20 protein-coding genes are annotated in these 18,862 nt (G+C 26.6%); 18 read left to right on the forward strand and 2 right to left on the reverse strand.

Annotated features, from left to right (window positions below; all coding sequences use genetic code 4):
* Window positions 1–31: 31 nt before the first annotated feature.
* Genes mgtA through SPM_RS03210 form a run of 9 tightly spaced genes read left to right on the forward strand, consistent with a single transcriptional unit; the run spans window position 32 to window position 7,680 of the window.
* Window positions 32–2,743: a magnesium-translocating P-type ATPase gene (mgtA, locus tag SPM_RS03175; protein ID WP_004028202.1), complete on the forward strand. Its 2,712-nt coding sequence runs from the start codon at window positions 32–34 to the stop codon at window positions 2,741–2,743.
* A 60-nt stretch (window positions 2,744–2,803) separates the two neighbouring features.
* Window positions 2,804–3,268, forward strand: a complete 465-nt coding sequence (locus tag SPM_RS03180; protein ID WP_004028203.1) for a cysteine peptidase family C39 domain-containing protein — start codon at window positions 2,804–2,806, stop codon at window positions 3,266–3,268.
* A gap of 29 nt (window positions 3,269–3,297) precedes the next feature.
* Window positions 3,298–3,705 (forward strand): ABC transporter transmembrane domain-containing protein, encoded by a 408-nt coding sequence (locus tag SPM_RS06400; RefSeq protein WP_004028204.1) that lies wholly within the window; start codon window positions 3,298–3,300, stop codon window positions 3,703–3,705.
* A gap of 20 nt (window positions 3,706–3,725) precedes the next feature.
* Window positions 3,726–4,856 carry an ATP-binding cassette domain-containing protein gene (locus tag SPM_RS03185; RefSeq protein ID WP_004028205.1) on the forward strand — a complete coding sequence of 377 codons (1,131 nt, stop codon included), beginning with the start codon at window positions 3,726–3,728 and terminating at the stop codon, window positions 4,854–4,856.
* Between the two features lie 34 nt (window positions 4,857–4,890).
* Complete coding sequence (locus tag SPM_RS03190; RefSeq protein ID WP_004028980.1) at window positions 4,891–5,223, forward strand: hypothetical protein; 333 nt, start codon at window positions 4,891–4,893, stop codon at window positions 5,221–5,223.
* A 38-nt stretch (window positions 5,224–5,261) separates the two neighbouring features.
* On the forward strand, window positions 5,262–5,738 hold the full coding sequence (ybeY, locus tag SPM_RS03195; RefSeq protein WP_004028207.1) for an rRNA maturation RNase YbeY: 477 nt from the start codon (window positions 5,262–5,264) through the stop codon (window positions 5,736–5,738).
* 26 nt (window positions 5,739–5,764) lie between these two features.
* Window positions 5,765–6,193, forward strand: a complete 429-nt coding sequence (locus SPM_RS03200; RefSeq protein WP_004028208.1) for a diacylglycerol kinase family protein — start codon at window positions 5,765–5,767, stop codon at window positions 6,191–6,193.
* A 19-nt stretch (window positions 6,194–6,212) separates the two neighbouring features.
* Window positions 6,213–6,608 carry a cytidine deaminase gene (cdd, locus tag SPM_RS03205; RefSeq protein ID WP_040584437.1) on the forward strand — a complete coding sequence of 132 codons (396 nt, stop codon included), beginning with the start codon at window positions 6,213–6,215 and terminating at the stop codon, window positions 6,606–6,608.
* Between the two features lies 1 nt (window position 6,609).
* Window positions 6,610–7,680, forward strand: a complete 1,071-nt coding sequence (locus SPM_RS03210) for an alpha/beta hydrolase (protein ID WP_004028210.1) — start codon at window positions 6,610–6,612, stop codon at window positions 7,678–7,680.
* 27 nt (window positions 7,681–7,707) lie between these two features.
* Here the strand turns inward: SPM_RS03210 and SPM_RS03215 are convergent, their stop codons facing one another.
* Window positions 7,708–8,493, reverse strand: a complete 786-nt coding sequence (locus tag SPM_RS03215; RefSeq protein ID WP_004028211.1) for a hypothetical protein — start codon at window positions 8,491–8,493, stop codon at window positions 7,708–7,710.
* A gap of 166 nt (window positions 8,494–8,659) precedes the next feature.
* Here SPM_RS03215 and rbfA point away from each other — a divergent pair, with 166 nt between their 5' ends.
* On the forward strand, window positions 8,660–8,998 hold the full coding sequence (rbfA, locus tag SPM_RS03220; RefSeq protein WP_004028212.1) for a 30S ribosome-binding factor RbfA: 339 nt from the start codon (window positions 8,660–8,662) through the stop codon (window positions 8,996–8,998).
* 146 nt (window positions 8,999–9,144) lie between these two features.
* On the opposite strand, the gene SPM_RS03225 is transcribed toward rbfA, so the two are convergent.
* On the reverse strand, window positions 9,145–10,005 hold the full coding sequence (locus SPM_RS03225; RefSeq protein ID WP_004028213.1) for a bifunctional 5,10-methylenetetrahydrofolate dehydrogenase/5,10-methenyltetrahydrofolate cyclohydrolase: 861 nt from the start codon (window positions 10,003–10,005) through the stop codon (window positions 9,145–9,147).
* A gap of 168 nt (window positions 10,006–10,173) precedes the next feature.
* On the opposite strand from SPM_RS03225, the gene SPM_RS03230 reads away from it, so the two are divergent.
* From SPM_RS03230 to rpsO, 8 genes are all read left to right on the forward strand, one after another.
* The gene (locus SPM_RS03230) at window positions 10,174–11,781 is read left to right on the forward strand and encodes a formate--tetrahydrofolate ligase (RefSeq protein WP_004028214.1); all 1,608 of its coding nucleotides are present in this window, start codon (window positions 10,174–10,176) and stop codon (window positions 11,779–11,781) included.
* A 43-nt stretch (window positions 11,782–11,824) separates the two neighbouring features.
* A complete protein-coding gene (locus SPM_RS03235; RefSeq protein ID WP_004028215.1) occupies window positions 11,825–13,168 on the forward strand; it encodes a hypothetical protein in 1,344 nt (447 codons plus the stop codon).
* A gap of 146 nt (window positions 13,169–13,314) precedes the next feature.
* Window positions 13,315–13,809: a hypothetical protein gene (locus SPM_RS03240; protein WP_239643290.1), complete on the forward strand. Its 495-nt coding sequence runs from the start codon at window positions 13,315–13,317 to the stop codon at window positions 13,807–13,809.
* 69 nt (window positions 13,810–13,878) lie between these two features.
* On the forward strand, window positions 13,879–15,045 hold the full coding sequence (gene coaBC / locus SPM_RS03245; protein ID WP_004028217.1) for a bifunctional phosphopantothenoylcysteine decarboxylase/phosphopantothenate--cysteine ligase CoaBC: 1,167 nt from the start codon (window positions 13,879–13,881) through the stop codon (window positions 15,043–15,045).
* Entirely contained in the window at window positions 15,045–15,809 is a 765-nt protein-coding gene (locus SPM_RS03250) for a type III pantothenate kinase (protein ID WP_004028218.1), read from the forward strand. Before coaBC ends, SPM_RS03250 begins: the two co-directional genes overlap by 1 nt.
* Window positions 15,810–16,508: 699 nt before the next feature.
* Window positions 16,509–17,420 (forward strand): tRNA pseudouridine(55) synthase TruB, encoded by a 912-nt coding sequence (gene truB / locus SPM_RS03255; RefSeq protein WP_004028219.1) that lies wholly within the window; start codon window positions 16,509–16,511, stop codon window positions 17,418–17,420.
* Entirely contained in the window at window positions 17,420–18,307 is an 888-nt protein-coding gene (gene ribF / locus SPM_RS03260; protein ID WP_004028220.1) for a riboflavin biosynthesis protein RibF, read from the forward strand. Before truB ends, ribF begins: the two co-directional genes overlap by 1 nt.
* Before the next feature lie 96 nt (window positions 18,308–18,403).
* A complete protein-coding gene (gene rpsO / locus SPM_RS03265; protein ID WP_004028221.1) occupies window positions 18,404–18,670 on the forward strand; it encodes a 30S ribosomal protein S15 in 267 nt (88 codons plus the stop codon).
* The last annotated feature ends 192 nt before the right edge of the window (window positions 18,671–18,862 follow it).

Here is an 18,862-nt window from a genome sequence, read left to right on the forward strand (position 1 = left end):
TTATTAAAACATAATATGGAGGTTTGGTAGTATGAAAAAAAAGAACCAACAATTTGATGAAGCTAAAATTTTTAATGATTATCAATCAATTGCCCAAGCAACCATTCCTGAAATTGTTCCAAATTTACCTAATCAAAAAATTGGGTATCATAATGATGAAGTTAAGCAATACTTAGCCCAAGCAGGTCAAACTGCAATTAAACCACAACAATTTAATTGAATTAAAAATATTTTTTTAACAATTGTTAATCCCTTTAATTTATTATTAATTGTTATTTTTGGCTTTCAATTAGGAACTTTTTTTGTTAAAGATTTTCATGATACGTTAGCTTTAGCCAGCGCAATTATTATTGCGATTATGATGACCTTAAGTGCAACAATTTCATTAGTGCAAGATTATAAAGCATTTCGGACAACAAAAGAATTACAACAATTAGTAAAAAAAACTTCAATGGTAATTCGAGCGGGTGAATGTCAGGCTGCAACAGTTAATGAAGCAATGTTACCAAACTTAGTAGCAAAAGCAGTTAAAGTAGAATCAAAAACATTAATCCCTGGTGATCTAATTTATCTTTCAACGGGTGATATTGTACCTTGTGATGTACGAATTATTTATACTAAAAATTTGTCAGTTAACCAAGCTGTTTTAACTGGAGAGGCAACACCTGTTTTTAAAACAATTGTAGCGAATGCTGCACCACACCAAATTTTTGATTTATCAAATCTTTGTTTTATGGGAAGTAGTATTGTTGCTGGAAGTGCTGTTGCAGTTGTTTTAAAAACAAGCGTTAATACTTATTTAGGGATGCTGAATGAACAATTAGCAGCAGTACCAACGGAAAATAGTTTTAATTTAGGAATTAAAAAAATTACCCGATTAATTATTCTAATTATTTTAATTATGGTACCAATTGTGCTAGTGTTGAATGGAATTCGCACAGGACAGTGATTAGAAGCTTTAATTTTAGCGTTGTCCGTAGCAGTTGGTTTAACCCCTGAATCGTTACCAGTAATTGTCGCTGCTAATTTGACTAGGGGAAGTAAAAATTTAGCAAAAGAAAAAGTTGTAATTAAACAACTTGATGCAGTTCAAAATTTAGGAGCAATTGATGTTTTATGTACAGATAAAACAGGAACATTAACTGAGGATAAAATTGAGTTGCAAAGTTATCATAACATTAATCAAGTTAACGATCCAAAAGTTTTAAAATATGGTTATTTAAATAGTTATTTTCAGTTAGGGATGAAAAATCAAATTGATAATGCAATTATTAGTTATCCAAAAGTTAATTATACAAAAAGTTTAAGAACAAGTTATCAATTATTAGATGAAATACCATTTGATTTTATTCGCCGCAGAGTTTCAGTATTAGTAACTCCAAAAGAACATGAGCAACAAATAATTGTCACCAAAGGAGCAGCAGAAGAAATGCTTAATCTTTGTCAGTCCTATGAGATTGAGGAACAAGTTTTTCCACTTGATAAAACAGCAAAATTAAAACTTATTGAAAATTTATTATTATTAAATCAGCAAGGTGTTCGCTTAATTGCGGTGGCTTATAAACCAATAACCAAAAAACAAATAACTTTGACAGATGAGGAAGATTTAATTTTTCTTGGTTTTTTATCATTTACTGATGTTATTAAAAAAGATGTTGAAGGAACATTAAAATTACTAAATAAATATGGTGTAACTATGAAAATTTTAACTGGTGATGCTCCTCAAACAACTATGGCAGTTTGTAATAAAATTAATTTAAAAGTTCAGGGAGTTTTAGTTGGCGAAGAGATTGAAAATATGACAGCAGAGGAATTATCAATTGCGGTTGAAAAGCATGATATTTTTGCAAAATTAACCCCACTACAAAAAGCTCAAATTATTACTGTTTTACAAAGTAATAAGCATAAGGTTGGTTATATGGGGGATGGGATTAATGATGCATTAGCATTACGGAAAAGTGATGTTGCTATTTCAGTGAATAATGCTACTGATATTGCAAAAGAAGCTTCGGATATTATTTTATTAGAAAAATCACTATTAGTATTAGAACAAGGAATTATTGAAGGACGGAGTATTTTCGCCAATATTATTAAATATCTTAAAGTTCCAATTGTTGCTAATTTTGGTTTAATGTTAAGTTTATTAATTGCTTCAGCGTGGTTATCATTTGCCCCAATGGCTTCAATTCAAATTTTATTTCAAAATTTATTATTTGATTTTTCGCAAGTAGCAGTTGTTTTTGATACGGTTAATCCGGAATATATTCAAAAACCACGGAGTTGAGATACAAAAGGAATTTTATCATTTACATTATGAAATGGACCTTCTGTAACTTTAATGAGCGTTTTAAATTTTATTGTTATGGGTATTATCCTAACATCATTAGCATTAATATGAAGTGTTGACCCAAATCAAGGTAATAATGCAAGATTAATTTCACAATTTCAAACAACAATGTTTACAGAAGGTGCGTTATTGCATATGTTAATGATTTTCTTTATGCGAACAAATAAATTAGCATTTTGAAAAGATCAACCACCATTACGGCTAGTATTCCCAATTTTATTAATTTTAATAATTGTTTTTGCTTTACCTTATATTCCAAACATTGGTCCTTGGTTACAATTAAGTCCGCCCCCTCCAATTTGATATGCATTTTTAGCGGGGGGTGTGCTTATTTTTGGATTAATGAGTGTTGGATTAAAAGCTGGCTATCAGAAAATTTATCATAGTTGATTATAACTTTATCTAGGAAATATTCTCTTTTTTTGGTTAACAATAACTAGAAAAAGAGGTGTTTTTATGTGATATCCTTTTATTAAACAAGAGCAAAATGATGATTGTGGTTATGCTTGTTTAGCAATGCTAATTGAATATTATCATCACCAAAAATTGACAATTAATGAATTAAAAAATCATCTGCCTGCATATCAAGGGGCATTAAGTGTTTATAGTTTAAGTCAAATTGCTAGTAAATACAATATAGGTTTAAATGCTTTTGAAATTAGTAAACAAGAATTAGCAACATTAACATTTCAACAACCCTTAATTGCTTATGTCTTAAACGCAATGGGTTATTATCATTATGTTGTTATTTATCAACGGCGTGGAAAATACTTTTTTGTTGCAGACCCTAGTGCGAATAAAAGCAGTTGAATTTTAATTAATACATTTATGGAAAAATTTCAAGCAGTAATTATTTTTACAAAAAAAGTGAAACATTTTGTTTATAAAACAAAATCATTTTATTTAACATTATTTTTTTAAAAGAACATAAGGGTTTTTTATTGTGAACAATGTTATTAAGTATAGTGGTTAACTTTTTGGCTATTTTTGGGAAAAGTTTTATTAAGGTTTATTTTGATCGTTTAACAACTGGTTTTCACCAAGAAGTTGTTATTTTTTTTCTTATATTTATAATTGTTTATGGCTTTCGTCTTTTTTTTAATTATTTTTTTCAAAAAATGATGGTTCAATTACAACGACGAGTTAGTAAGACAATGCTAACAACATTTGTGATTAATTTAAAAAATCTTTCTACCTTTGAATTTGAACGATTTAATACTGGTGAATGGTTAAAACGCCAAGCTGATGTTTTAATTTTGGCTACTTTTTTAGGTTCAACTTTACCACAACTATTATTTAGTTTTTTAATGCTAATTATTAGCATTGTTTTTTTACTTAATTTAAACGGATTAATTTAGCAATTGTTCTATTAGAGAATGTGTTTATTTTTTTCTTATCATTTTTATTTTCACAAATTAATAAAAATTGATATAATCGCTGGTATCAAGAAGGATTAGAATTTGAAAATATAACATTAGAGTTATATCATAGTTTTAAATTTCAAAAAAGTCGGAATTTAGAAAGTTATTTTAATTATCAATGAACGAAAAAATTTCAAGCATTTTTAAATGAAACATATTACTTTGAAAAAAATAATATTATTCAAAAACTAATTTTAAATTTAATTTCCCAATTAGCGTTATTTTTATTTTTTTATTTAGCACTACATTTTATTAGTCAACAAACATTAACAATTGGTAACTTAATGTTTTATAGCGCTTTAACTAGTTTTATCAATGATTTTACTAGCCAATTATCTGCATTTATTGTTTCAAAAGGAAAATTAGAAAAAGCTTTTCAGCAAACAGCAACATTATTATTTCCTAAGCAAAAAAATATTTCACAATCACAATCTTTACTTGTTCCAATTACAAGTTTAACAATAACAAATTTGAATTATCTTATTAATGATAATTTTATTTTAAAAAACTTAACATTAACGTTTCAAAACCATTGTTTTTTAAAGGGGCGAAGTGGCTCTGGAAAAACAACATTACTAGAAATTATTGCTAAATTACGATTAGGTGCAACAGGCAGAATAATGATTAACGAACAGTTTGATTTATCGATTCTTACTGAACAAAGTATTCGTAGTAAAATTTTATTGTTTCATCAAGATGACTTTTTATTTGCGGGCAGTGTTTATGATAATATTATTAATTTTAATCAACAATGTGATTATCAACTTTTAAGATTACCGGAAATAAAGCAATTATTAGCGCAAAATCATTTATCATTTGCGCAAATGGTTTGTAACAATGGTGAAAATTTATCAAAAGGACAGCGACAAATTATTTTGTTTTTAAATTTATTGTTACAACGCTGTGAGGTTTATTTCCTTGATGAAGTGTTAAGTAATGTTGATTATGATAGTAAAATTATTTTATTAAAATTATTATTTCAATTAAAATCATCACAACTAATTGTATATGCTGGACATGATCAAATTGTTGAACAATATTTCCCAACCGTGATTGATTTAACAAAGTTAAATATGATTAATGAATAAAAAAAACTTAATTTTAATGGGAATATGATGCTTAATGTTAATTGGGTTTGTTATGTTACTTGGTTATTTTCCAATTAGTTTGTATTATGATGGTTATTTGACGATTCTTAAAACTAATGATGATGAGTTAACCTATATTTTTGTTCCTCATCAGACACCTGGAGTTATTAAACCAGGACAACAAGTAAAAATAAAATATTTTGTGGAGAAACAATGGCAAATAATTATAACGCAAGTTAAAAGAGAGAATGATTATTATCTTATTTTAAATCAGCCAGAATTTATTATTAGTGTTTGATATTTATCAGCTAAAATGGAATTTGGCTCTCAAACAACATTAGATTATTTACTGAAGATAATGATTTAATTTGTTATAATAAAAAAAGAGAAGGGTCTGGTGAGGTAATGAAAGACGATTTTGTGATTTACAATGAAACAGATTTTGATATTAAACCATATCAAGATGATTTTAATGCAATTTTTCAAAAAATTAAAACTTTGTTAGCAATAACTGAACCATTAGAATTATCATTAATTATTGTTGATGCACAAGAACAACTAGAACTTAATCAAAAATATCGTCACAAAGATTATGTAGCTGATGTTATTACCTTTGCTTTAGAAGAAGAAAATAAGATTGATTTATTTGAGCTAACTGGATTACGCAGTCTAGGTGATATTTTTATTTGTTATGAAAAAGCACTTGCTCAAGCTGCTGAATATAATCATTCTCCTCGGCGTGAATTTGCTTTTTTATTTACCCATGGGATGTTACATATTTTAGGTTATGATCATCAAACTCCAGCTGATGAAGAGAAAATGTTTAATTTACAACGAAAAGTATTAAATGATTTACAAATTAACCGAATTCCAATAAAATAAAAACAGAAAGAAGAAAGGGATACATAATGGCAAAAGAATCACCAGTCAAGAAAAAAATATTTTTTAAATTACGGAATAAATTTTCAAATGCTTTTCGTGGAATTTATACAGCAATTAAAGAAGAATCAAGTTTAATTATTCATTTTATTGTGTCATTGGTTGTTATTGGGTTAGGAATTTGGTTACAAAAAATGGTTCCTAACCAGTTTGGTTATGTTCAATGAGCAATTTTATTATTAACCATTGGAATTGTAATTGGTTTTGAGTTAATTAATACAATGGTTGAAAATTTTGTTGATTTATTATCATTTGAATATAATATTAAAGCAAAAAAAATTAAAGATATCTGTGCCGCAGCAACATTAATTAATTCTATTTTGGCAATTGCAATTGGATTATTAATAATGTTACCACCGTTGGTCGATGTTATTAAATTATATTTACACATTAGTTAAAAAAAGGGGAGTTACTGAAATGCCAACTTATTTTGAAAAGCTAAAATTATTAAGCAAAAGAGCTTATGCACCATATTCGAATTTTCGCGTTAGTGCAATTTGTTTATTTAAAGATGGAGTAGAAGTTATCGGTGTTAATGTTGAAAATGCAGCATATGCTGCTACAATTTGTGCAGAACGGACAGCTTTGGCCCAGGTTTATGCATTAGGTTATCGTAAAACAGATATTGTGAAATTTTACTTATACACGGATAGTAAACAGGCAGGTTCTCCTTGTGGAATATGTCGGCAATTTTTATGAGAATTAGTTGATCATCGCATTCCAATTGAAATTTATAATCAAAAAGGTGAATCATATGTTTTAACAATTAAAGATTTACTACCATATGGTTTTACGAAGGAGGATTTACAATAATATGGTCAAAAAACATAGAGATGAGGAAAGTTTTGAGCAAGATTTAGTTACTGACCATAGTTATCGGATTGTTCCTGATGAACATTTGCGGGAATATATGCATAATAATGCTCTTTATATTAAAATCTTTTATGCTTTTCATGACAAACGGTTTTTATTAACTCATCATACTTGGTGAAAAAAAACTGATAATGATTTAGAAGCATATTGTAAAAAGTATATTCTAGATTTAACCAAACATTTGCATCTTGATACAATGGCCTTAACTTCCGATGAATTAGCCCAAAAATGGGATATTCAAGAGCACGACATTCCTGGTTATGAAGATGTAATGTTAAAGGGCGTTTCAATTCGGTCATGGGTAAAAAACGACAACAATAAAAAATGAGTTGTTGTTGTTCATGGGTTAAATTCACATAAATTCCGGGCAATCTTTTTTGGTTTAATTTATCTTCGGTTAGGTTATAATATTCTTGTTTTTGACCAACGAAATCATGGCGAATCAACTACTAAAATGACAACAATGGGTTATTATGAAAAATATGATTTAGCAGCAGCAGTTGATTTTTTACAAACTAAAATTGACCCAAAATTAAAGGAACTTAATTTCCATGGTTGGTCAATGGGAACCTTTATCATTATGGAATATTTAAAATTTGCATTTAATAAAAATAAATTAATTAATAGTGCTGTCTTAGATTCAACAATTAGTAATTTAAATGTTTTATATCGTTATTATATGTTAAAAACAAAAGTTAATTATTATGAACATTATTATGCAATTCGTCGTTACGCAATTGAAACACGTGGTTATGATCCAGAACAAATTAATCCTGGTGAAAACTTGGAAATATTAGCAAAATTACCAGTATTATATATTTTAAATAAAAAAGATCATGCAACACCATATATAATGGGGCGGGTGGCTTATCAAAATAAACGTAAGTATGAAAAACAAAAAATTAGTCGCCGTATTGTTTTTGATTGTGATCATGTTCGTGGAATATACCATAATCCAACTGAATATGTAACAGCAATAATAAATTTTATTACAACCGCAAAACGAAAATAGTGATAAATAACTTTATTTATCACTATTTTATTTCTTTTTGTTTTTAGCTTGATTTTTATTAAAAACACGGTACATGCCATTATTAAGGCTATGTAAACTAATGTGAAAAATAGTAAAAACAACAATAAAGATAAAAGCAATAAAACATGCTGCTTGTGCTCTTGACAAGCCTGAAATAATTGGATGATCAATGTCTAAAAATGGATAAGGATATGCTCAAGTAATATTTCCATCGCGGTTTCAAGCAGCAGCTCGCACAATAACATACATTAGATAAAAAAATGGATAACTTAAACTAATTCATCAATCTTTTTGCAAAAATTCTTTTTTTCAACTAAGGCGATGATCACCAAATGACAAGAAGGTATAACCAAAAAAGAGAATTGGCATAATAAAATGAGTAACAACAGTACAACTAATTTGTGCTTTACTATATTCAGCAATTGTTACTTGTCCATTTTTATAACCAATAATAATTCCAATTCAAAAAATAAAAAACATTAATAAATTTCAGTTTAAAATACTTAATTTAGCATTAGTTGAAAAAAACCAACTTTTTTGTTCACGATGATGATTAAAAATTGCTAATATTAACCAAGTAATAGTTATGATATTAACTTGAACAGAATAAAAACTCAATAAGATATCATAATTTTGCAAACTAGTAAACTTTGTTCCTTTTACATATCAAAATTCTTTAAAAATATCCATGTAAAATCCATAAGTTAAAAAGCCAAAAGCTAAACTGGCAATTATTACTTTATAATATCAGAGATAATCTTTGTATCAAATCCGATAATTTCAGCGTTTCATAGTACCTCCTTGGTATATTTTACATACTATCATAAAAATTGTTTTTTTAATTACATCTAACCTTTTTTTCATTTCTTTTTTAAAAATAATTTTGTTTATTAATAAAATTATTCGTTTTTATCCAATGCTTTGTTATAATATTAGTAAGTTAGAAAAAGGTGAGATAATGGCAAATAAAATTAAAGTTGAAAGAATGCAATCTTTGATTGCTCGTGATTTAACAATTATTATGCAACGAGAGATTCGTGATGAAATTTTAAATACCTTATCAATTCATGCTGTTAAATTATCAAATGATTTAAGTCATGCAAAAGTTTATTATTCATCATTATTAAATAAACCAGAAGCAGAACTTCATAATATTGTTCAAAATTATAAAAATGAAATTCGTAGCAAATTAGCACATAAACTAGAAATTTATCGTTGCCCGGACTTAGAATTTATTTTTGACCGTTCATTAGATAATGCTAATAATATTGAAGCAATCTTGCAAAATTTAAAATAAGAAAACTTATTAAGGTGTAAATAGATAAACATTAAATAATGTTTATTAGTTAGTAAAAAAATATTATGAATGTTTCTTTTAATTAAAATATCCATTAAAATCTTTTTAACGGTTTTTAGTGATATAAAAGTTAAAAGAAACATTTTTTATATTTCTTGATTCAATTGATAAAGATATAAGATATTTTCTAATAATGCGGCAATTGTCATTGGGCCAACTCCGCCAGGAACAGGGGTAATCATTTTTACTTTTGAGAAAACATTATGAAAATCAATGTCACCACATAAGTTATTATCTTCATCACGATTAATTCCAACATCAATCACAATAGCATTTTCTTTAATCATTTCTGCTGTAACAAATTTAGCTTTTCCCACAGCAGAAATTAAAATATCAGCTTGGTTTGTAAAAGCAGATAAATTTTTTGTTTGTGAATGGCAAACTGTAACAGTTGCTGAGGCATTTATTAAAAGATTAGCAAGTGGTTTACCAACAATGTTACTACGACCAATAATTACAACATGCTGTCCAGCTAATTGAATTTGATAGTGCTTTAAAAGTGCTATGATTCCTTTTGGAGTACCTGGTAATAAGTTATAATGCCCAAGCATTAAATTGCCTAATATTTCTGGAGTAAAGCCATCAACATCTTTTTTGGTTATTATTGTGTTAATAACTTTTTCACTATCAATATGACTTGGCAACGGAAGTTGAACAAGAATTGCATCGATCTTAGAATTATTATTTAAGTCATTAATAATTTTTATTAAAGCTGATTCAGTAATACTATCTGGATAATTTAAAACATTGCAAGTAACACCAACTTTTTCACAAGCAATTTTTTTATTTTTAATATAAGTAGTACTTGCTTTATTATTACCAATTTGAATAATTGTTAAGGCTGGTACTCGTTGCTTTTTTGCTTTAATTTTTAAAATTTGTTCAGTTATTTTTGCTTTAATTAATTCACTAACCATTTTTCCATCAATTATTTTTGTTTTATCCATTAAATTTTCGCTCTTTTCTATGCTAAAATACCTGTATATAAATTATTGTATCTGAAAGAGTTAAATAATTAAATACAAAATCTTAGCATTTTTAAAATAGCATCGTGTTTAAAAATTATTGACACTCCCCAAAAATAGGACATTTTTAATTAAAAGGAGTAGAAGAAAATGGAAAAAATTATAACAATTGGAACAAAAATTAATTTAAAAGATGATGATTTAATTAAATATGGTGATTATATGGCAAAAGTAAAAGCTTTTAATTTTATTAATTTACCTAAAAAAGCAAAGTTTATTTTAGTAACAGCAATTAATCCAACAAAAGCAGGAGAGGGAAAAACAACTTGTTCAATTGGCATTGCTGATATGTTAAATCATTTAGGATATCAAACAACTTTAGCATTACGAGAACCATCGTTAGGACCAGTGTTTGGATTAAAAGGTTCAGCAACCGGCGGCGGAGAATGTATTATGGAACCAGAAAATGAAATTAATTTACATTATACTGGTGATTTTCATGCCATTACAACAGCAAATAATATGGTTAGTGCTATGATTGATAACCTGCTTTATTGAGGCAATCCGCTGCAAATTGATCCTAAGCAAATTGTTTGACAACGTTGTTTGGATGTCAATGATCGTGCTTTACGAAATATTGAAATAAAAATTAGTGATAAATTACATCGTTTAGAACATTTCCAAATTACTGCTGCTAGTGAAGTTATGGCAATTTTAGGTTTAAGTAAAGATTTTAGTGATTTACGTCGTCGTTTAGATCAAGCAATAGTTGCTTATAATTTCAATAATGAACCAGTTTATCTCCACGAATTAAAAATTACTGGTTCATTATTAGCTTTGTTAAAAAATGCTTTATTACCAAATTTAGCACAAACAAAACATGGAACACCATTATTAGTACATTGTGGTCCATTTGCAAATATTTCTCATGGGACAAATTCTTTAATTGCAACAAATTTAGCATTAAAATTAAGTGATTATGTTGTTAGCGAAGTTGGATTCGGAAGTGACTTAGGATTTGAAAAATTTAATGATATTATTAATTTAAACGAGGAATATACACCAGATTGTACAGTGTTAGTAGCAACGATTAGAGCATTAAAATTACATGGTGGTGCTGTTGAAACAACATTAGCAACAGCTGACCTTGTTACTTTAAAAAAAGGATTGACGCATTTGCAACATCATATTAAAATTATTCAAAATTATCACTTAAATTTTGTTGTTTGTTTAAATCAATTTGCAACTGATACTCTTGAAGAAATTGCTATGGTAACTGAATGATTAAAAGAACAGAAAATTCCGTTTGGAATTAATAATACTTATCATTTAGGAATTAAAGATGATCCAACTTTAGTTAAAACTATTATTAAAGAAATTGAAAAACCACAACAATATCAATTATTATTTAATCCAACAGCAACATCGCTTACTGAAAAAATTAAAATAATTTGTACAAAAATTTATCAAACAACAAAAATTGTTTTTAGTCCATTGGCTCAAACAAAAATTAATTTTTATCAACAAAATCCAAAATATAAGCATTGACCAGTTTGTATGGCTAAAAATCATCAAACAATTTTTGGCAATAAAAATCCTTATGATGACCAAATTATTATTCGTGACTTAAAAATTAATTCAGGAGCGGAATATTTTATTGCTTATTTAGCAGATATTATTACGATGCCTGGTTTAAATAAAATTCCTAATGCTGTTAGTATTGATGTGGTTAATGATGAGATTATAAATATTAAGTAATTTTTGTTATAATGTTTTTAAGTAGAAAATAGGGGCGAACTTAATGCAGAAAAAAGCAAAGTTTTTAGAATTAAATAGTATTGTTAGTAAACAACTTAATTTAGCAACTAATATTCGAAAAAAAATGCAGGAAATTTTTAAAATTTATAAAAATAGTTTTCAAAAATTAGGTTATCAAACAATTGCACTTGGTGAATATGGTTTTAAAACATTAACAAAATATGATAAGTTAGAACTAGAATTAGCAGTTATTAAATATCATCCTAAAAATAAAACAGGCTTACGTGAACAAATGTTCCAAGTAGTTTTAAATGAAATGCGAAAAAATATTAGCAAAGGAACAATTATTAAAGATAGTCAAAATGATGGTTATTTAGAATATCAAGTGAACGATGAAATTAATTTTATTGTGCGAATTATTCCTTTTTGTTACAAAAAAAATTCGGAAGGAGAATTAACATATATTTTTTGGCGCAATGGAATTGAAAAAAATGATAATGTTATTCAAGTTGTCCAAGGTTTTAATAAAGCTAATAAGATTTCTAATAACTTATTACGAACATTAATAAAATTAATTAAGTATGTTCTTAAAACTGATTTTCCATATTATTATATTTTATATACTTTAACCTTGCGATGATTTTATGAATATTTTACAAAAAGATATGATAATTATTTGCAAAAAATTGATGCAAGCAAACGAATTGAAAAACAAGATTTAATGAAGTACCGTAATATTAATTTTCAAAAAAATTGATTTTTAAATAATATTGATGGTGAAGAGTTAATTTTTTATATTTTAGAACGTTTTTGAAAAACAGAAACATATTATTTTCGTGAATTTGAATTTATTGAAGAAGAAATTTTTGAATCAATTTCACGATACAGTTGATATACCAATAATTGTTTTTTAACACCATATGATTATTATGTTGATTTTAAAATTTATAATATTAAAGAATTTAATGATTTAAATTATGTTCAATCAGAGTTTAAAAATACTAACTTTTCGCGAATTCAGTATGATTATTGTCGTAACCATGATTTAGGAATTTATGTTACACCAGTTAAAATTTCAGGAGTAGTTGGATTTATTGACTATGCAATTAATTTTAAACAAAAAGCAACAAGTTTATTTAAAAAACTAGATCCGGCAAAGCGGAAAGATGCAATAAGTGTTAATCAACGAGAAATTATGGAAGAACTAAATTTAATTGCGCATAAATGATTAACAACTTATCGTAAAAAGTTAACATATATTAAAGTTTATTTTGATAAAAAATATCCAATTATTTCATCATCAAATTATTATATGCGGTTGCAAGCTATTATGACTTCTGTTGATAACTTAAAAAATGATGATTATATTATTGGCAATGATAATTAAAAGATAAAAACTATGTATTAGAACGTTTCCTAGTTAAGTTTTTAATTAAAAATGATAAATATACGGTATAATATTACTATGAGAAAGGTACTTGATAAAAACTATTTATAAGGATTTAAAAACTATTTATTATGTGGGGTGAAAAAGTGTCAACTTTAGGAGGGAACAATTGTAGCCAATTTTATGATAATGTTATTCGTGAATTATCAATGATTGTGAATAATGAAAAAATTATATCACATAATAATCCTGTCTTAGCATTAGAAATAAAATTGTATTATGTTATGAAAAGTTCAAAGTATAATTCAACACAAAAAGATGAAATTTTGAAACGAATGATTACTGAACGAACAAAAGCCTTAGAATATAAGGCAACGGAGTTAATTAAAGAATATGCACAGGTTTATCGAAAAATTTATCAAAAACCATTAGATTTACAATATGCCTATATCTCAATCTTAAAAAAGGTAAAATATTTTGCCCAAGAACGTTATGGTGAACGATTAAATATTATTCGTAGCTTTTATTGCCGTTATTTAGAGCAACAGCATTGACAAGAATTAGTGGAAGGAATTATTGCCGAATCGCAACGAAGAATGCAAGCTGTTTTTTTGCAAAGAAAACAACAGGGTAATAATTAAAAATCGATATATTAACATAAATATATCGATTTTTATTTATATAATTATAAAGATGAGTGAGGTGTTAAGATGGCAAAAATTATTTTAGTTATTACAGGAAGCATTGCTGCATATAAGGGACTTCATTTATATGAAGCATTGAAAAAAGAATATGATGTTGAATTACTGTTAACACAAGATGCTTTAAAATTTTTAAAGGATCGACCAGCAACAGCAAAAACTGAAATTTTTATGAAACAATATTATGATAAAAAAGACTTATCAGAACATATTACAATTGCTGAGCAAGCTGATTTATTTGTTGTTTATCCAGCAACACAAAACTTTATTGCTCAAATTGCTCATGGTTTTACAAATACTTTAGCAAGTTTAGTATATAGTGTTACTCAAAGTTATAAAATGATTTTTCCTGCAATGAATAGTAAGATGTATTTATCACCAGCTAATTTACGTAATTTAGCACAATTAATAGCGGATGGGAATCAAGTTTATGAGCCTCGTTCGGGAATGCTTGCTTGCAATATGGTTGGTATTGGCCGTGCTTGAGAATGAGAAGATGTTTTAATGGAAATAAAGCAATTTTTAGATTGAAAAAACTTGTGAAAAGATAAAAAAGTTATGCTTAATTTTGGGCGAACAAAAACATATTTAGATGATATTCGTTATTTCACAAATAATTCTAGTGGCAAAATGGGAGATGCATTGCATACTGTATTAAGATGAACAAACTGTTCATTAACAACAATTGTTGGTGATTGTGATTTTCCAATTTATTATGAGCATGTTAAAGCAACTACAAACGAAGAAATGTTAGCAGCAATGTTAAAAGCATATAAAGAACAAGATATTATTATTGCATGTGCTGCTTTAAATGATTATCAAGTTGCGGTTCCTATGAAAGGAAAAATTAGTAAACGAAAAAATCCACAACTTGTTGTATCATTACTTGCTAATATTGATGTTTTATCTGAATTAGGTAAGTTAAAACAGCAACAAATTTTAGTTGGTTTTAGTGCCCAAAATGATTTTGATTTAGATTATGCGCATCAAAAATTAATTGAAAAAAATTTAGATTTAATTATTATTAATCAAATTAATGCTATGGGTGCTGACCAAAACGAAATCATTTTATTAACAAAAAAAGGACATCAACAAATTCCTAGTCAAAACAAAATTATTATTGCAAAAGAAATTTTAGCAGCAATTAGTGAATTAATAAAGGAGAAAACACAATAATGAAATTATTAGTTGATATTGGTAATACAGCAATTAAATTTGCAATTCTTAATCCTCAAAAAAAGATTATTGTTTTTTTAACAATGGCTAGTCGCGAATTAGTTGCTGAAAAAAATTTTCGACAAAAAATAATAGCTGGTTTAAGTACAATAAAATTAGTTCTAACAGATCTTACATTATTAGCTTTATCTTCAGTTCGACCAATGTGAGATGATTTATTTTATCAGTTGGCTGTCGATTTAAAAATTCCTTTTTATCAAGTTAAAAAAAATTTGGCCACTGATCGACTAAAAACAGAGATTCCTAATCCTCGTAATCTTGGTGCTGATTTAATTGTTGGTTCATATGCAACATTAGCTTTATTCCCTAAACAAGATGTTATTTTAGTTAATATGGGGACGGCAACAACAATTTCATTATTAAAACAAGACACCCTCTTAGGAACAATTATTATGCCAGGTTTAGAAACAGCAGCAGAAGCCTTATTTGAACGAGCACAATTATTACAAAAATTTGATTTTTCTTATGACAATGCTATTTTAGGAAAAAATACTAAGCAAGCAATCAATATTGGATTAGTTAATGGTCATTTATTAGCAATTACTGCTTTTGTTAATCAACTCGCAACTGAAGTAATAAACCCACAAGTAATTTTAACGGGAGGTAATGCTACTTACATTAAAAAATTAGTTAATTACCATTATGATAAAGATTTACTTTTTAAAGGGTTAGTTACCATTTTACAAGATAATAAATTAATATAAAAAATAGGACTTCAGTCCTATTTTTTAATTTTTTGAGATATTTTATTAATTTTAAAGGCCATTTAGGTATTTAATGCATTTATTTTGTTCGTTGCTTTATTTTATTAAAAATAAAGATTACCTAACATGTCCAATTTTCTTATTTTGATTTACTTATTTGTCTACTTAAGACATTTTTAATAATAACATACATTTTTGAAATTGCAAGATTTTAAAAGTATTTTTTTGTTTTAAGCAAATGTAAATTGTAATATGAAGTACAACAAATCAACTCAGAAAGAAGTTGATTTGTTAATGGCAAGAAAACATTATTTTATTTTATGGTTTTATAAATTAATAGATTTATTACACTTGTATTTACAATTTACAAAATAAAAAAATTAATTGAAGAAAAATGAACAGCCTATAAGAAACTTCAATTAATTTTTAAAAACGTATGAAAAACAAACTTTAAGATTATTTTAGATTTAAATATTGCCACAAAATACAAATTTTAGCACAAAAGGAAAGGCTAGAATAATTTAAGAAAGATATAAATGTAACAATACTTATTTTTAATACATAAATATCATAAACTATATTTTCTTAATAATCAATTAATTTTGTAAAAAATACGGCAAAAATAGAGGTACTTTTTTAATCAATGTTAGGAATATAGTAAAAAATGATATAATATTTCAGAAAGTCGGGGTGGTTATTATGCATGATGGTATTTTTTTAATCAATAAACCAACAGGAAAAACAAGTAATCAAGTTATTCAAGAAATTAAACAAAAATTAGAGATTAATAAAATTGGTCACGCAGGAACATTAGACCCATTAGCAACAGGATTGTTAGTTGTTTTAATAAATAATGCTACTAAAATGAGTGAATATTTGTTAACAGCAGATAAAGCGTATGATGTTGAAATGCGCTTATTTATTGAAACAGATACTGGTGATATTACTGGAAATGTTCTTAATGAAACGGCTCCATTTAAGATTCAGAAGAAGGTATTAAAAAAAATTTTTAATGAATTTAATGGATTTATGTATGAACAATATCCACCCAAATATTCTGCTATTAAAGTTAATGGTAAAAAACTTTACGAATATGCTCGCCAAGATAAAGAAGTAAAAATTAAACCAAGAACTGTTACAATTAAGGCGATTAAATTAAAAAAATATGATGCTCATAATCATACAATTAAATTTAGCGTGTTATGTACTAAGGGAACATATATTAGAAGTTTAGTGACTGATATTGCGGCAAAATTAAATACTATTGCTACTGTTACAGCTTTATGCCGCACGCAATCAGGAAATTTTTTGTTATCTAAAGCAATTAGCCCTGAAACAGTAAATTTTAATGAGTTAATATCGATGTATGATGCTTTATTTACTAATAACCAACAATTATTACTTTATCATCATGATGAAGAAATTCGACAAGGAAAACCGATTGTTATTATTAAACATACTGACCCAATTATTTTTATTATTGATAAAAATAAAAATGTTTTAGCAATTTATAAACATATTGGAAAACACGTATATGCTTGTCAACGTGGATTATGATCACATATTGAGCCTAAAAAACAAGATGATAGAGAGAAGGACGATCATTATTAATGAAAACTTTAGTATGAAATAAGCCAAGTTATAAGGAAGCAAAAGTTGCTTGTTTAGGTTTATTTGATGGGTTTCATCAAGGTCATTTAAAATTAATTACACGTTTAATGGAAATTAAAAAACAACATAACCTTGCAACATTATTTTTTACGATGTCACAAAGTGTTAGTGATTTTTTACAACAAAGAAATACAAAACTAGTAGATAATCATTCAAAACAACAAATTGTTGAAAAATTAGGATTTGATTATTATTTAGAAGTGCCTATTACTACTGCATTTATAAATTTATCGGCAAAACAATTTTTAACAATTTTAAAAAAACAATTTAATGTTACAAAAATTGTCATTGGCTCTGATTTTCGGTTTGGAAAAAATCGTGAAGGAGATTTTAATGATATTATTGCTTTTTTTGGTCAAGAAAATGTTTATTTAATTACTCGCCAAGATAATTTGTTTTCCTCAACAACAATTCGAAATTTTTTATTACAATATGATTTATCATCCGCTAATAAATTATTATATGAAGATTATAATCTACGTGGTGAAGTAAAACCAGGAAAACAATTAGGACGAACAATTAATTTTCCAACGGCAAATATTTATTTGCCACAAAAAGTAATTTTGCCCCATGGTGTCTATATAACAGAAACATTAGCACAAGGAAAACTTTATCCCTCAATGACATCTTATCGGTTATTTGAAGGGAAAGAAGTTGTTGAAACATATTTACTAAATGTTAATTTAGATTTATATGGGCAGGAAATCATTGTTTATTTTAAAAAATACCTTCGAGAAAATATTAAAATTAATAATTTAGCAGAATTGGTCACGCTTTTAAAGCAAGATTTCGTTAATACCCTTGCTTTTTTTGCTAAAAAAGCATAATATTAATAAGGTTGTTATTTCGTTGATTTAAGATAACCCTTTCTTAAATTCTTTGTTTTAACATAATAAGCCACTAAATGAAGGGAGAAAATAGTAATGGTTTCAAAAGAAAAAAAAGCAGAATTAGTTACAAAGTTTGGTCAAAATGCCAAAGATACTGGTTCAACAAAAGTTCAAATTGCAATTTTAACAGAAGATATTAATAATTTGACAGAACACTTGAAAATACATCGAAAAGATATTGTTTCAAGAAGAAGTTTATTGCAAAAAGTAGCGCAAAGAAAACACTTGCTTGCATATTTAATTAAGACTAATTTTAATGAATATAAAGCAATCATTGAAACATTGGGAATTAGAAAATAAGGTTTAAATTTTTTAACCTTTTTTTTTTTTTTTGTAAAGTTTAATATGACGTGGAATAAAATAAATCAACTTATTTTTGATAGTTAATTCTAAAAATAATTATAACAATTACTATTTTATGTTATTATTGAGTTAATAAATTTGTTACTGTGCATTTAATTTACATTTTGCATTTAATTTACATTTTAAAAA

Origin of the sequence: Spiroplasma melliferum KC3, assembly GCF_000236085.2 — a bacterium.
GTDB classification, from domain to species: domain Bacteria; phylum Bacillota_I; class Bacilli_A; order Mycoplasmatales; family Mycoplasmataceae; genus Spiroplasma; species Spiroplasma melliferum.